The sequence below is a fragment of the Ornithinimicrobium sp. genome (assembly GCF_030537745.1).
Taxonomy (GTDB): domain Bacteria; phylum Actinomycetota; class Actinomycetes; order Actinomycetales; family Dermatophilaceae; genus Ornithinicoccus.
The window spans coordinates 243-15088 of the sequence record NZ_JAUNVI010000032.1 but is presented as its reverse complement, the minus strand read 5'-3'; the positions used below and the strand labels follow the sequence as shown (position 1 = coordinate 15088).

The 14846-nt window shown below is 69.8% G+C and carries 12 protein-coding genes and 1 pseudogene; 12 read left to right on the top strand and 1 reads right to left on the bottom strand.

Annotated elements, in window-relative coordinates; translation table 11 throughout:
* Nucleotides 1–110: 110 nt before the first annotated feature.
* Entirely contained in the window at nucleotides 111–1199 is a 1089-nt protein-coding gene (locus tag Q4P07_RS08475; protein ID WP_303374486.1) for a PLP-dependent cysteine synthase family protein, read from the bottom strand.
* Nucleotides 1200–1337: 138 nt separating this feature from the next.
* Between Q4P07_RS08475 and Q4P07_RS08470 the strand changes: the two genes are divergently transcribed.
* The 12 genes and pseudogenes from Q4P07_RS08470 to Q4P07_RS08415 all read left to right on the top strand — a co-directional run.
* On the top strand, nucleotides 1338–1640 hold the full coding sequence (locus Q4P07_RS08470; RefSeq protein WP_303374473.1) for a DUF1905 domain-containing protein: 303 nt from the start codon (nucleotides 1338–1340) through the stop codon (nucleotides 1638–1640).
* Between the two features lie 28 nt (nucleotides 1641–1668).
* Entirely contained in the window at nucleotides 1669–2148 is a 480-nt protein-coding gene (locus Q4P07_RS08465; RefSeq protein WP_303374472.1) for a GNAT family N-acetyltransferase, read from the top strand.
* Nucleotides 2149–2300: 152 nt separating this feature from the next.
* Nucleotides 2301–3539, top strand: a complete 1239-nt coding sequence (locus Q4P07_RS08460; RefSeq protein WP_303374471.1) for a toxic anion resistance protein — start codon at nucleotides 2301–2303, stop codon at nucleotides 3537–3539.
* A 2-nt stretch (nucleotides 3540–3541) separates the two neighbouring features.
* Nucleotides 3542–4192, top strand: coding sequence for a hypothetical protein (locus Q4P07_RS08455; RefSeq protein WP_303374470.1), 651 nt, complete (start codon nucleotides 3542–3544; stop codon nucleotides 4190–4192).
* Nucleotides 4192–5910, top strand: a complete 1719-nt coding sequence (locus Q4P07_RS08450; RefSeq protein ID WP_303374469.1) for an AAA family ATPase — start codon at nucleotides 4192–4194, stop codon at nucleotides 5908–5910. The genes Q4P07_RS08455 and Q4P07_RS08450 overlap by 1 nt, the downstream gene beginning before the upstream one ends.
* Nucleotides 5907–7238, top strand: coding sequence for a hypothetical protein (locus Q4P07_RS08445; protein ID WP_303374468.1), 1332 nt, complete (start codon nucleotides 5907–5909; stop codon nucleotides 7236–7238). The genes Q4P07_RS08450 and Q4P07_RS08445 overlap by 4 nt, the downstream gene beginning before the upstream one ends.
* Nucleotides 7235–8623: a hypothetical protein gene (locus tag Q4P07_RS08440; RefSeq protein WP_303374467.1), complete on the top strand. Its 1389-nt coding sequence runs from the start codon at nucleotides 7235–7237 to the stop codon at nucleotides 8621–8623. Before Q4P07_RS08445 ends, Q4P07_RS08440 begins: the two co-directional genes overlap by 4 nt.
* Nucleotides 8620–9756: a hypothetical protein gene (locus tag Q4P07_RS08435; protein WP_303374466.1), complete on the top strand. Its 1137-nt coding sequence runs from the start codon at nucleotides 8620–8622 to the stop codon at nucleotides 9754–9756. The genes Q4P07_RS08440 and Q4P07_RS08435 overlap by 4 nt, the downstream gene beginning before the upstream one ends.
* A gap of 293 nt (nucleotides 9757–10049) precedes the next feature.
* A complete protein-coding gene (locus Q4P07_RS08430; protein WP_368660265.1) occupies nucleotides 10050–12086 on the top strand; it encodes a tetratricopeptide repeat protein in 2037 nt (678 codons plus the stop codon).
* Nucleotides 12083–13246: a PP2C family serine/threonine-protein phosphatase gene (locus tag Q4P07_RS08425; RefSeq protein ID WP_303374464.1), complete on the top strand. Its 1164-nt coding sequence runs from the start codon at nucleotides 12083–12085 to the stop codon at nucleotides 13244–13246. The genes Q4P07_RS08430 and Q4P07_RS08425 overlap by 4 nt, the downstream gene beginning before the upstream one ends.
* The gene (locus Q4P07_RS08420; protein ID WP_303374463.1) at nucleotides 13239–14525 is read left to right on the top strand and encodes a hypothetical protein; all 1287 of its coding nucleotides are present in this window, start codon (nucleotides 13239–13241) and stop codon (nucleotides 14523–14525) included. Before Q4P07_RS08425 ends, Q4P07_RS08420 begins: the two co-directional genes overlap by 8 nt.
* Nucleotides 14526–14647: 122 nt before the next feature.
* Nucleotides 14648–14846 (top strand): annotated as a pseudogene (locus Q4P07_RS08415) (hypothetical protein); the annotation flags it as partial.

Sequence of the window (14846 nt, the reverse complement as noted above, 5' to 3'; positions counted from 1 at the left end):
GCGAGGACCCGGACTATTCCGCAGCGCGGACGGTCCTGAGCCTACGTCTGGGTCAGCCGGCCGCTGAACGGCTGCAGCGACCGCCCGGTGTGGCAGGGCCGACCGTCCGGTCAGCTCTCGTCCCAGACGCCGGTGTCCCACGCCCGTTCCAGCACCCGCCGATACGGCCTCAGGTCCCACTGCCGATCGACCACCCAGTCGTCGCAGCAGTAGGTGTCGACGTAGCGGCTGCCGTCATCGCAGAGCAGGGTCACGATCGAGCCTGGCGTGCCCTCTGCTCGCATCTCGCACGCCAGCCGCAGCACCGCATACAGCGAGGTGCCCGTCGAGGGGCCCGCCGAGAGTCCGACCTGGGTCTTCAGGAAGTTCATCGCCGCGATCGAGGCCGCGTCCGGCACGCCGCACATCCGGTCCACGACACCCGGCACAAAGCTCGGCTCGACACGCTGCCGACCGATCCCCTCGATCGCCGACCCGCACGGCTCGAAGCCGTCCGATTCTCCGGCGAATGCTGGGAGGAAGGCAGACCCCTCCGGATCCACCACGCACAACCGCGTCGGGTGACCTTTGTAGCGGACGTAGCGTCCGACCGTCGCGGAGGTTCCTCCGGTGCCCGCGCCGACCACGACCCACGCCGGCACCGGGTGCGGCTCCAGGGCGAGCTGCTCGAAGATCGACTCCGCGATGTTGTTGTTACCGCGCCAGTCCGTGGCCCGCTCCGCATAGGTGAACTGGTCCATGAAGTAGCCGTCGTAGCGCTCGGCCAGCTCCCGGCTCACGTCATACACCGCCGCCGCATCATCGACGAGATGGCACGAGCCCCCCTCCCGCTCGATCAGCGCGATCTTCTCCAGGCTCGTGTCCCGGTGCATCACCGCGATGAAAGGCAGCCCTAGCCTTCGGGCGAAGTAGGCCTCGCTGACCGCAGTCGACCCCGAGCTCGCCTCGATGACCGTCGTGCCCTCGCGGATGACGCCGTTGCACAGCGCGTAGAGGAAGAGCGAGCGCGCGAGCCGATGTTTCAGGCTGCCGGTCGGGTGCGTCGACTCGTCCTTGAGATAGACGTCGACGTCCCACCCTGCCGGCATGCGCAACTTGATCAGGTGCGTGTCGGCGCTGCGGTTGGCATCGGCGCGCAACCGCCGCACGGCCTCGTCGGTCCACGACCGGTCCGTCGGACGGGGAGGCAGCCGGTCGATGAGTCCGGTCGGCCTCGTCCGAAGAAGGGTCTCCTGCGTCGCTTCGTCATCGGGCACGCTCAGACACTATCGCTCACCTCCGAGCCGCCCCCCGATTGAGGACGACAGCTGTCCGCGACTGCCGCTAGCGTCGACGCCATGGAGGAGACAGACCTCGATCTGACGTTCAGCGGAGAGATCATCGAGTGGCGCGGCCCCGCACCGTTTCACTTCGTGATCCTTCCGCCGGAGGAGGCGGCGTGGGTGCAGGGGGTCGCGCGTGAGGTCACCTACGGCTGGGGCATGATCCCGGTGACCGTCCGGATCGGGTCCACCGACTTCAGCACGTCGCTGTGGCCCCGCGAGGGATCCTTCTTCGTGCCCGTCAAGGACAAGGTGAGGGCCGCCGAAGGGATCGAGCTTGGCGACGAGGTCTCCGTCGGCTTGTCGCTGCGCCGATGAGCACCCCGCCCGGCGCTATCGTGCCAGCGTGATCATCCGCAGCGCTTCGACCGACGACTACGGCGCGATCGGCGACCTGCTCGTCCGGGCCTACGCCCCGAGCCGGATGGCCCCCGAAGCTCCCTACTGGGCAGCCTTGCGCGACAGCGCCGGTCGGGCTGTCGACGCCGAGGTCTGGGTGGCGGAGATGGACGGGCAGATCGTGGGGACAGTGACCTGGGCGGGGATCGGCTCGGGTCAGCGTGAGGTTTCCAGGCAAGGTGAGGCGGAGTTTCGGATGCTGGCCGTGGACCCGCCAGCCCAGGGCCGCGGCGTCGGCTCCGCCCTGGTGCAGGCAGTTATCGAGCGTAGCGAGCGGGAGGCCTACCAGGCAGTCGTGCTCTGCAGCGCAGAGTGGATGACCAGCGCGCACCGTCTCTATGAGACCTGCGGCTTCCACCGGGTCCCGGAACTCGACTGGACCCCCGTCCCCGGCATCAACCTGCTCGGCTACCGCCTACTGCTCTGAGACGGCGCTCTTCCACCTGGGGAGTGCCTTCGTCCCAGGACCCGGGGGATGTCCCCCTGTGCTTCTCGGAGCAACTCAAGACACAATGGGCCAGTCAGAGCAGAGGCAGTGTCCTGATGGGGGCCTCTGCCGCGCGAACCGAGGAGAATCAGATGTCCGACCAGCCACAGCAGCTCGCGGCCCCGGAGCCGACGGGAGCGACTCCCTTGGTGCTGACCGCGCCCGCGCCGAGCCAGCCCGTCGCCGACACGGCCGCGCCCAGGATGGCGCCGCAGGTCTCCGCCGAAGCGATCCCCGTCCTCGATGCGAAGGTGCAGGAGTATCTGCACGGCCTGACTCAGACCGAGACCAAGTCGCCGGAGTTCGCCAAGCGCGCCGCTGACGTCCGCACCATGGGCGATACCGAGATCCGCTCGGCCGCCGAGACGTCCAACCGTCTGCTGAAGTCACCGGTGCGGGCGCTCAACGAGGGCGGGATCTCCAAGGAGTCCAAGGTCGGTCGCACCCTGATGGAGCTGCGCCGGACAGTGGAGGACCTCGACCCTGGCCAGGCCAAGGGCACCAAGAAAGTCCTGGGGATGATCCCGTTCGGCGACCGGCTGCGCGACTACTTCCGCAAGTACGAGTCGGCCGAGAAGCACCTCGACGGCATCCTGCACGCGCTGCGCAGCGGCCAGGACGAGCTGAGCAAGGACAATGCCGCGCTCAACATGGAGAAGCAGCAGCTCTGGGAGACCATGGGCCGCCTCAACCAGTACGTCTACATCGCTGAGCAGCTCGACACCTCAGTTTCCGCGCACGTCGCGACGCTTGAGGAGACCGACCCGGAGACCGCCAAGGCCATGCGTGAGGACGTCCTCTTCTACGTCCGACAGAAGCACCAGGACCTGCTCACCCAGCTCGCCGTGTCGATCCAGAACTACCTCGCGATCGACATCATCATGAAGAACAACATTGAGCTCATCAAGGGGGTCGACCGCGCCTCTACGACGACCGTCAGCGCCCTGCGCACTGCCGTCCTGGTCGCCCAAGCCCTCAACAACCAGCGCCTCGTGCTGGACCAGATCACCGCCCTCAACGCGACGACCTCAGACATGATCCAGCGCACCTCGGAGATGCTGCGCGACAACTCGGTCGCCATCCAGCAGCAGGCGGCCTCCGCCACGCTCGGCCTGGACCAGCTGCAGGCCGCCTTCGCCAACATCTACGAGACGATGGACGCGATCGACAACTTCCGCTCCCAGGCGCTGGACTCGATGTCCCAGACCATCGGCGTGCTCGAGGGCGAGGTCGAGAAGTCCCGCGAATACCTCGACCGCACCAAGCGAACCGACGCACGGCTCATGGGCGGCTCTCTGGACCTGGGTGACGCCTCCCCCACCGGAGGCTGAGCGTGGGGTTTGGCGACCTCCTGGACCGGATGCTGGGTCGGGCTCCAGCGACCCCCGACACCGAGCGGATGGTCCTGCCGGCGCCGCCGACCGCCGAGGACGTGTATGCCGCCCTCGACCAGACCCAGGGCCTGCTCACCTCCAGCGCCCTGCCCTCCGTCGTGGTCGCTCGCGCGATGCGGGTCATCGACACGGCCCGCGACACCGTGCCCCGCCTCAAGCGGATCAGCGGCAGCGACCTCGGCTACACGGTGATGGCCACGGCCACCGACTACCTGCCCGAGGCGATCGGCAGCTATCAGCGACTCCCTCGCAGGTATGCCGACACCCGCCCCGTCGATGGAGCCAAGACCTCGCTCATGGTGCTCGTCGACCAGCTTGACCTGCTCGGCCTGGCCCTCGACCGGGTTTTTGACGCGGTCTATCGAGACGACGCCCGCGAGCTCGTCGCGCAGGGGAGGTTCATCGCCGAGAAGTTCGGCAGCGCAGGCTCCGGTGGCGCGCTGCGCATCGACGCGGAGGCCTCTCCGCTGCCGTCGATGCCGCAGGTCGACGACCCGACCGGCGCGATCTCGCCGCTCACCCCACCGCACGCCTCGCCGCATACCCCGCCGCCAGGGGCCACCCCATTGACCCCACCGCAAGGAATCTGATGAACACCCAGCCGCTGCGTGACGCGGTCGACATCCTCGCCCGGATCGGTCGCGAAGCCGGCCTCGACGAAGGCACCGTCCGCGCTGAGGGGATGGCGTTGGCCGCCTCGGTGATGGAGTCCTCCGTGGGCGCCAGCGAGCTCGCGCGCTCCTGGGGCAGCACCTTCGGCAGGCCGGCCAGCGACTTCTTCGGCATGGTCTCCAAAGGCCGCCGCTACGGCGCGATCCCGACGGTCAATCTGCAGACCCTGGTCGAGGAGTCCAGTGCCCACGCCCGAGGGTATGCCGAGGCGCTGGCCTCCGTGGCCACCTCCGCCTGCACGGTGCCCGGCGTCGCGTCCATCAGCGTGGGGCGGGCCACCTCGGCCGCCCATGTCCAGCTGGGCGCGGTCGGCGGCGCGGCGGGCCTGCCCACGCTCTCCGAGCGCGCACCGGGCATCGTCGTCACGCCCCCTGCCGGCGAGCTCAGTCCTGCACCTGCCGCGCCGACGAGCAGCGCACCGGTGGACCTGCGTGGCTGGTCCAGCGAGCTCCTCCGCCGCGCCCAGGAACAGTCTGAAAGGGTCCGCGCGATGCTGGGACACCTCGGTGAGCCCACCGGCGCAGGCATCCCCGGCACGGGCCTTCCCCCGATGCAGGACCCGTGGGTGGGGATGCCGGGGGCCATGCCTCCGACGATCCCGGGTGCGGACCAGGCTGACGCGCAGGACCCCGCGACGGGCACGGCATACCCGCCGCAGCCAATGGCGACCCAGGAGGACCCGTCGGCACCGCCGACCCCGCCGGAGCCGGAACCCCAGCAGCCTGAGCACACGGTCGAGGAGCTACTCGCCGAGCTCGACGAACTCATCGGCCTGGAGCGTGTCAAGGCCGAAATCCACCGTCAGGTCGCCGTGCTCAAGATGGAAGCGCGGCGCCAGGAGGCCGGGCTGAAGGTCGCGACCCTGACGCGGCACCTCGTCTTCGTCGGCAACCCAGGCACCGGCAAGACCACGGTCGCCCGGCTGATCGGCGGCATCTACCGGGCGTTGGAGCTGCTGTCCAAGGGGCAGCTCGTCGAGGTGGACCGCAGCGAGCTGGTCGCTGGTTATCTCGGGCAGACCGCGGCCAAGACGGCCGAGGTCGTCAGTTCGGCGCTCGGTGGCGTGCTGTTCATTGACGAGGCCTACAGCCTCAACAGCGACCAGTACGGCAAGGAGACCATCGACACCCTCGTGAAGGAGATGGAGGACCACCGCGACGAGCTCGTGGTGATCGTGGCCGGCTATCCGGCTCCGATGGCCGAGTTCATCTCGATGAACCCCGGGCTGGAGAGCCGTTTTCGCACCATCATCGAGTTCGACGACTACTCCGACGACGAGCTCGTCGCGATCCAGCACTCGCTCGCGGACAAGATGGACTACGACCTCTCCCCGGAGGCGACCGAACGCTTCCGGGAGCTGCTCGCCGCGACACCGCGAGGACCGAGCTTCGGCAACGGGCGCTTCTCACGCAACCTCCTAGAAGCCGCGATCGGGCGGCAGGCCTGGCGCCTTCGGGACGCAGACCACGTGGACGTGGAGGCCCTTCGGACGCTGGAGCGCGGCGACTTCGAGGACCGGGACGCGATCGACCTGTCGACGACGAGGTGCGAGGGCAGCACCGACGAGGGCCTGATCGACGGACGCACGACGGACGGGGATGACGTGGTCGCGCCCGCACCCGGGGAGGTCGAATGAGCACGCCCGATCCTGCGCAGGGCCAGCCACCATCGACGCCCCAGGTCAAGGGTCAGGTGGCCCCACCTGGCGCTCACCACGCCTATGCCCCGCCCGGGGCACCTGCGAGCCAGACCCAGCCGGCCACCGCCGTCCAGACTGCCGCCGTCCAGCCCGCATCGGGCCTCCAACCCACCGCCCAGGCCAGCCCCGCCCCGCAGCCGACGCGCTCCGCCACGACGTCGCGTCTGCGCCTGGCCCGCGGTCTGGCCACCGCGGCGGCCCTGCTCACCGGCGTCGTCGCGACCGGCACCTTCGACACCAGCGGCGTCAACGCCACGCCCAACGTCATCGCCGCCCAGTGGGTCGCCGCTGAGCGCACCGGCGTCGAGGTGTCCGAGGCGGACCTCATCGTCGCGCAGTCGGTCGCTGAGTCCGTCGTGGGAGTGGACGGCGTCGGCAGCGTGGACGCCACCACACAGTCGCCGTCGTTTGCCGAGCATCTCCGCAGTGCCGCGACGCAGAACGCGCGCTCGGGCAGCGAGGGGGCCCACGCGAGCGTGGCCGAGGACATCGTCGACGCCGGGCTCCTGGCCCAGTCCGCCGTCCAACGGTCCGGCACCGATCGCGACGCCGCGACCAAGGACTACGCCGCCAGCTCGGAGGCCGCGCGTCGGGCGGTCAGCACCAGCGACACGATCGCCGCCGATGCGGCGACGAGCCTCAACACCGGCTCCCGCTCTGGCCTGACCGCCGCCGTCGGTGGCGTGGCCACCCTGGTGCTGATCGGCATCCTGATCTGGCTCGCGCTGATGACCCGCAGGATCGTCAACGTCCGGCTGCTGATCGCGACCGCGATCACCGGCTGGCTCACCTATGTCTCGCTCAACCCGGCAGCGCTCCCGGTGAACTACGACCAGGCGGTCGGCGACGCGTCCCAGACTGCGACCGCCCTCGAGGACGTGCTGCAGGCCAGATCGGCACAGTATGCCGTGGCGCTGGGGCTGGAGGACCGCGTCACCGACGCGGTGGACCGGGCCACGAAATCGGTCAACGCTCTCGGCCAGTCCACGACCAGCAGCTCCTGGCGCTCGGCGACCACGGGCGTGGACACCCTCGTCACGACCGAGGGCGCCAAGGCTCGGCTCGAGGTGATCGCCGGGACGCAAGACGCTTTCACCCAGACGGCACAGAGCCTTCGCACCCGCCTCGACGAGCAACTCTCCCCCTCGGTCAGCGGTGTGGGCACGACCGCGACCATCACTGCCGGCGTCGCGCTCCTCCTCGGGCTGGTGGCCGCCGCCCTGGCCTGGACCGGCCTTTCCCAGCGTCTGAAGGACTACCGATGAACGATCGCGATCGCCAAGACGGACCGCAGCCACCCCCGATGCTGATCCTGGGCCGGGATCAGCCCGACGTCGAGGACACCACTCCGGAGCAGGTGCGCCGGCAGCAGGAACAGGCGCAGCGCGAGATCGAGCAGCAGCAGCTCCTGGCCAAGGAGGAGATTGAGCGCGACCGCGCGCGGACGGAGCGGGAGCTGAACCGGCAGCAGGCCGAGATCGATCGGGCCCAGCGCGAGCTCGATAAGCACGAGCGTCACCTCCGCAAGAAGATGAGTCAGCAAGGCCTGGCCCAAGCCGGCGTGCCGCTGGTCCGGGTCTCCACACCGCCCAGGGTGCGCTCGACCTTCGGCAACAGCACCATGGCCAGGGTCCTCACCGGCGCGGCCGTTGTGAGCGTCCTGGTCACTGGAGTCCTCGCCGGACAGGTCGATGGCGACCCCGAGGCCGTCGCGTCGTTCGTCGCCGCGGACGAGGAACGCGCCGCGTGGCAACAGATCGGCCTCCAGCTGGACGAGGACACCTCCGCGCACCTGGCCGGTCAGAAAGTCGACCTCATCGACGGCGTGCCCGCGACCCTGGCCCTTGTCGACGCCGCGGCGACCGCCTATCCGCTGCAGAACAGTTACTACGCCGACAGTCTTCGCGACGGTGTCACGCTCGTGCTCCAGGACGGTGTCAACCCGGTCAACGCCCTGACCACGTGGACCAGCCTGCGTGACGGGACGGACTATGCCGTGTCCCGAAGGGACGTCGAAAGGCTGCGTGACACCGCGCTGGCCACCTCGCCTCTGGCTCCGATCGCCGGGACCATCGCGCTCGGCGCATTGCTGCTGCTGCTGATCCTGGCCTGGCGTGCGCGCGCCTGGAGCTCCCTTGCCCTCGTCGTCGCGGCCGCCGCCTGTGGGATCGCCCTGGTGGCGCAGCTCGGGGCGTCAACGCCGGTAAAGGTCGCCGCGCAGGCGCATCAGAGTGCCCTGTCTGCAGCAGGCGACGCCACCGACCTCATCCAGCGTGATCTGGAGACCGCCTACCGACTGCGCAACAGCTATCGCAGCGACACCGGCTACTGGACCGATGCCCAGCGCCTCGAAGACCTGGGGGAATCGTCCGGGCGCACCGCCTACGTGCAGGCTCGCACTGAGCTCGGGGAGGCGATCGACACCCCCCAGGTCTATGCAGCCGGCGTCGCCGTCTCGCGGGCCGGGCAGGTCGTCATGGACGAACGCGCGGCGACGGTGGCGGCAGCGCGCGCCGATGTCGTCAGCAGCCTGGACCGGGCCAGCCTCTCCCCCCTCAGCCTGGCGTTGGGTGCGCTGTCGGCGCTGCTGGCCGCCAGCGCACTCGCCGTCGACACAGTTCGCCGACGGCGCGAGAAGGACACAGCATGAACACCGCGTATGCCGTCGCGCCGCAGGCCCCGGGAGCGCTGGGGACCGACGTCGACCAACGCGAGATCCTGCGCTATCTCGACGCCCTGATCACCTGGAAGGACCGCCGACGCACCGAGCTCGACGCCCTCGACCAGGCAGCGATGGGGCTGACCACACCGCTGGAGCAGCACGCCGTCACCGCGGACGTGACCCTGTCGATGACGCTGTGGCAAGCGGTCTGCGAGCGCCTCGAGCTGCTCACCGCCACCTGGGATAGCGGTCGCGTGGGCGAGAGCGAACGCCGCCGCATCACCACCCTGATCTGGGGAAGCCTCGAGCAGGTCGGCTCCCGCGGAAGTGGGCAGGCCTTGGCAGTCTCGCTGCCCGAGGCCTGCCGGCTCTCTGACTCCCTGGCCTCCTCGTTGCGGTCACGGCTGCGGCTGGACGGCACCGACCCTGACGTCACCGGACGGCTGCGCTCGCTGCGCCAGACCGTCGAGCGGGTCGCGGACCAGGTGGCGCTCATCCCCGCAGGGCGTCGGGATTCCGCGGCGCAGGTCTATCTCGCCCTGGACGCCCGTCTCGACGACATCACCGAGCGGGTCCAGCGCGGAGCCGACGTCGGAGGCCTCATCGCACCGCTGGAGGCACGGGCCGCGATGACCGAGCGCGATCTGATCGTCGCCGCCTCCGCACGCGCGCACGCGAGGGTCGACCACGCTCGCGCCACCCGTGAGGCCAACGAGCTCTCCGCCAGGGGGTTGGCGGTCCGGGCCCTGGCCGAGCGCGCACGCCAGGCCCTCTCCCCCGCACCGACACTCGGCATCCCCGACGTCACCGCGCTGGGTGCCATCCCTGCCGACCCCGACGAGCTCACCGCCTACCTGTCCAAGCTCGAGCGCGTCGACCGGGCACTGAGCATGGCCCAGTCGACCTATGCCGCAGCCCTGGCCCGACGAGAAGACCTCATCACCCGTGCCGGCAGGCTCCGCGACGCCTTGCGCGAGGGCAGCGACGCCCGCGCTGCGATGTCGGGGCTGGTCGCGCAGTCGCAGGTGCTGATCGACACGAGCCCGACCGACCTGACCCAGCTCGAGGCACTCGTCCAGGCCCAGGAAACCTTCGCTCGGACGATGGGGGTGAGCCTGTGAACCGGTGTGTTGAGCCGGGCTGCACCGGCTCCTACGAGGACGGCTGGTGCAACGTCTGCGGCGCCCCCGAGCCGTCCCAGGCGCCGGTGGCGACGCCTATCTCGAGTTTCTCTCACGATCCCCAGGCCGGACCCACCGGGGCGGAGTCCGCGTCAGTGTCCGCCTCGGCTCCATCTGTTGCGGACGGCGGCCTCCCGGGGGACGGTGCAGGGGAAGAGCCCAGTCCGGGACCCCAAGCCTCCGGCAGCGCCGGACAGGTCGCCACTCCGGCACCGGGTCAGACTCGTCAGGCAGTGCGGGCAGCGACGGTCCGTCGTCAGCGCGCGCACGCGGCTGTCCGGCGCTCCAAGCTCGGCATGGGCCTGACGCAAGTGCCGCCGGTGCCGACCGCCGACCCAGCGGCATCGGTGATGACCGACGCCCAGGTGCCCGAGGACCGGCGCGTGTGCCCCAACTGCGGCGCCGACGTCGGTCGTTCGGCAGGCGAGGCCCAGGGCCGGCAGCAGGGCTTCTGCCCCCAGTGCCGTGCCCCTTACTCGTTCACCCCCAAGTTGGCCCCCGGCGAGCTCGTCGCTGGCCAGTACGCCGTGGTCGGTGCCCTCGCCCATGGCGGCATGGGCTGGATCTACCTCGCGCGCGACAAGAATGTCTCCGACCGTTGGGTGGTGCTCAAGGGCCTGCTCAACACCGGCGACAGCGACGCCCTCGACGCCGCGGTGGCCGAGCAACAGTTCCTCGCCCAGGTCAAGCACCCGCTCATCGTCGAGATCTACAACGTGGTCACCCACGACGGCGACGCCTACACGGTGATGGAGTACGTCGGTGGCACCAGCCTGAAGCAGATGCTCAAGCAGCGGATGGCCGCCTCCGGACGCTACGCCCCCTTCCCCGTGGACCAAGCGCTCGCCTTCGTGCTCGAGGTGCTGCCGGCCCTGGCCCACCTGCACGATCTCGGGCTGCTGTACTGCGACTTTAAGCCGGACAACCTCATCCAGGAGGGTGATGGCGTCAAGCTCATCGACCTCGGCGGCGTGCGTCGACAGGATGACCTGGAGACCGCAATCTTCGGGACAGTCGGCTACCAGGCTCCTGAGGTGGCTGAGATCGGCCCGTCCATCGCATCCGACATCTACACGATCGGCCGCACGTTGTGCGTGCTCACCTTCGAATTTCGCGGCTATCAGTCGGAGTATGTCGCCTCCCTGCCGCCCACCAGCCAGGTGCCACCCTTCGTCGAGCACGACGCCTTCTATCGCCTCGTAGCCAGGTGCTGCGCGGCCGATCCCAACGACCGCTTCCTGACGATCGACGAGCTGCGCACCCAGATGATCGGCGTGCTGCGCCAGGTCGTGGCCGCTCCGAGCGACCACGCGGCGACGATGAGCGCCCACTCCACGGCGTTCGAGGCGCCGGCCTCCACCGGAGAGACACTGTCGTGGTGGGAGCTGCCGCAGCTGCAGCGCGATGACACCGACCCGATGCTCGACTGGATCTCCTCGCTGCCAGTGACCGATCCTGCGACCTTGCACCAGGAGCTGCTCGGCGCCTTGGAGCAGACGCCCGAGGTGCTCCTCGCTCGCGCTCGCACGGGGATCGCGATGGGGCAGCAGCAGTGGGTCGACGACGCGGTCCGCGGACTGATCACTGAGGACCCTTGGGACTGGCGAGCCTCCTGGATGCGGGGGTTGTGGTCCCTGTCGCAGGTCGGGGACGACCCGGCTCATGTGACCGCGGTCGGCCAGTCCGCGGCGGGGCATTTCGCCGCGGTCCGAGATGCGCTGCCGGGCGAGATCGCGCCGCGCCTGGCGCTCGCGCTGTCCAGTGAGCTGGGTGGCTACAGCAAGGCGGCCGAGCTCGACTACGCACGCGCGTGGCGGACGGATGCTGGGTATGTTGCGCCCGCTGCCTTCGGTCTGCACCGCGTCCGGCTCAGCCGCGACGACGAGTCGGGCGCGATCGCGGCGCTCGACTCGGTCCCCGCCAACAGCCGCGCCCATCCGCGCGCCCGCTGGTTGCGGGCCGAGTTGTTGCGCAGCCGCGGCACCCTGGCCGACCTCCGCGAGAGCGTCCACGCCGTCTCCCGACTGACTCTGGATCCGCGCCAGCGAGCGCAGTTCAATGTCACCATCTACGAGCAGGCGCTCGAGCAGATCGCCCAGCACGGCGAGAAGCCGGACTGGCGTCTCGGCGAGGTACCGGTAACCAGTGACGCTCTTCGTCGCGCGGTCGAGACGGAATACCACTTCCTCGCCGACTACACCCCCGACCCGCAGGAACGCGCTGCCCTCATCGACCGTGCTAACGCCATCCGCCCCTGGAGCTGGACATGACCGACACGACCGACCCCATCGAGCCGCTGCAGCCCCCCGACCCTGTTGAGCCGCTGCAGCCTCCCGACCCCATCGAGCCCCCCGAGCCAGAGCCGGAGCCCTTCTCGCAGGGCCCGCCTCCGCTGCCCACCCCGATGCTCGTCCTCGGCGGCGATCTGCCTCCGGCCTCCGAGCCGGAGCCGGTCGAAGTGGTCGACCACGGCACCTGCCGGTGTGGCGGCAAGTTCGACGCCGACGGCTGGTGCACCGAGTGCGGCCAGCGCCGCCCGGATCCCCGCCATCACTTTTCCGCCCGGCCCTCGCCCTGGGTCGGGGCGGTCTGTGACCGCGGTCTTCGGCACACCGACAACGAAGACGCCATGGCGGTGTGGGCGCAGGAGGACGACCCGACCCGCGTGGCGCTGGTCGTCTGCGATGGCGTCACCACTGCCACCCGATCTGCGGAGGCAAGCCTCGCTGCGGCGTTCGCCGCGATCGAGGTCCTGAGCACCAGCGACGATGAGCCGACTTCCCGACTGAGCACGGCCACGGCAGCGGCGGCGAGGGCCGTCGAACAGGTGGGCGAGGAGTTCCCCGACTCGGCGCCCTCGTGCACCTATGTCGCGGCGGTCATCGAGGACGGCACCGCGACGGTGGGCACCATCGGTGACAGCCGGGCCTACTGGATGCCAGACGAGGGTGGACCCGTGCTGCTCACCCGCGACGACTCCTTGGCCCAAGAGCAGATCGAGAGCGGGGTGGACCGTGTCTCCGCAGAGTCGGGTCCTCTCGGCCACACCATCACCCGCTGGCTCGGCCTCGACTCCCCCGACCAGGAACCGTCGCTCGTGACCCAGGACGTCCGAGCACCGGGGTGGCTCCTGCTCTGCTCAGACGGCCTGTGGAACTACGCTTCCGAGCCGGACGACCTGCTCGCTGTCCTCCGCGCTGCCGAGCGCGTCGGCCCCGACCCGCTGACCGTCGCCCAGGCCCTCATCGACTGGGCCAACGACCAGGGTGGCGGGGACAACATCACCGCCGCGCTCCTGCGGACCGGGGACACCGCATACCCCCAGGACGCCCGGGCCGAAGAGCCCACCGGCGCCACCCACCAGAGCCCCGCAGAGCTGCCCGACGTGAGTGTGGCGGCCGACTCGGGGCAAGATGGAAACCATGGCTGACTTCACCTCGACGGTCCACCAGAACGAGTTCCTCCCCGATGGGGGCACCGACGTCCACGCGATCGTGTCGCTGACCTGCACGGGGGCCGGCACCGTCACAGCGATGAGCTCGGCCTCTGGCGAGACCGGCGAGATCATCATCGTGGACGTGTCGGGATCGATGGACGTCCAGGGCGTGCAGGCGGCGGCGTATGCCGCGTCGGCGGCACTTGACCAGATCGTCGACGGCGTGTGGTTTGCGGTCGTGGCCGGCAATCACGAGGCCTCCCTGTGCTACCCCAACGGGACCAACGCGGCGATGGCACGGATGTCGGCACAGACCCGGCTGGAGGCCAAGCGATCACTGCAGCAGCTGGCGCCCGGCGGTGGCACCGCGATGGGTCGGTGGCTGCTTGCTGCGGGACAGCTCTTCGGCACCGTGCCGAGCCTGTCGAAGCGGCACGCCATCCTGCTCACCGACGGCGCCAACCAGCACGAGACCCCCGATGAGTTGTCCTGGGCGATCGAGCAGGTGCGGGGGCGCTACCAGGCCGACTGCCGGGGGCTCGGCGCGGCCTGGCAGGTGGCTGAGGTCCGGCGGATCGCGGAAGCTCTGATGGGCACCGTCGAGTTGATCCGGACCTGGGACGGGTTGCCGCAGGACTTTGCGCAGCTGATGGAGCAGTCGATGGGTCGCGGCGTGAGCGACACCCAGCTGCGGGTGTGGGCACCGCAGGGCGCCGAGGTGCTCTTCGTCAAGCAGGTCTCACCAACGCTGGAGGACTTGTCGGCACGTCGCGTCCACCTCAACCCGCTCACCGGTGGATATGACACGGGTGCCTGGGGCGACGAGACGCGCGACTACCACGTGGCCGTGCGTCTGGCCCCCAAGGCGATCGGTCAGGAACAGCTGGCCGCGCGCGTCCAGCTCGCCGTCGCCGACGACGTCCAGGCTCAGGGTCTGGTCAAGGCGAAGTGGTCCTCAGACAGCTTGCTGACCGCTCAGATCAGTCCGGAGGTAGCCCACTACACCGGCCAGACCGAGCTCGCGTCGGCGATCCAGGACGGTTTACGCGCCAAAGCGATCGGCGACGACGCGACGGCGACGTCGATGCTGGGCCGTGCGGTCCAGCTGGCGCAGGAGACCGGTGACGACGCGGCCACCTCGCGGCTGGCCAGGGTGGTCGACATCCAGGACGCTGCGACCGGACGGGTCAAGCTCCGTCGCCACGTGGACAAGCTCGACGAGATGGAGCTGGACACCGCCTCGACGAAGACGACACGGGTCCGACCCTCGTGAGTCTGCTGTGCCCAGAGGGACACCGGAGCGAATCGGAAGACTATTGCGACACCTGTGGTGCGCCGATCGGTGCTGATGCCTCGGACGGAGGACAGGCGACCGCGACACCGACCGCGCCCGAAGTGCCCTCGCTCGGGACCGACGAGCAACCTCTCGACCTCTCCGCGACCCAGACCTGCCCGTTCTGCGGTGGCCTCAATGTCCAGGACGCCCTGTTTTGCGAAGAGTGCGGCTACGACTTCACCACGGGCACCCCACCGATGGGCTCGGAGCCGGAGCTAGTTGTGGCGATGGGCGAGATTGAGGCGGTCGAAGCGGTCG

Excerpts from the sequence above, each read along its gene's own strand:
- Q4P07_RS08425 (WP_303374464.1), top strand. The coding sequence starts at position 12,083 with ATGACCGACACGACCGACCCCATCGAGCCGCTGCAGCCCCCCGACCCT.
- Q4P07_RS08460 (WP_303374471.1), top strand. The coding sequence starts at position 2,301 with ATGTCCGACCAGCCACAGCAGCTCGCGGCCCCGGAGCCGACGGGAGCG.
- Q4P07_RS08420 (WP_303374463.1), top strand. The coding sequence starts at position 13,239 with ATGGCTGACTTCACCTCGACGGTCCACCAGAACGAGTTCCTCCCCGAT.
- Q4P07_RS08435 (WP_303374466.1), top strand. The coding sequence starts at position 8,620 with ATGAACACCGCGTATGCCGTCGCGCCGCAGGCCCCGGGAGCGCTGGGG.
- Q4P07_RS08445 (WP_303374468.1), top strand. The coding sequence starts at position 5,907 with ATGAGCACGCCCGATCCTGCGCAGGGCCAGCCACCATCGACGCCCCAG.
- Q4P07_RS08470 (WP_303374473.1), top strand. The coding sequence starts at position 1,338 with ATGGAGGAGACAGACCTCGATCTGACGTTCAGCGGAGAGATCATCGAG.
- Q4P07_RS08440 (WP_303374467.1), top strand. The coding sequence starts at position 7,235 with ATGAACGATCGCGATCGCCAAGACGGACCGCAGCCACCCCCGATGCTG.
- Q4P07_RS08450 (WP_303374469.1), top strand. The coding sequence starts at position 4,192 with ATGAACACCCAGCCGCTGCGTGACGCGGTCGACATCCTCGCCCGGATC.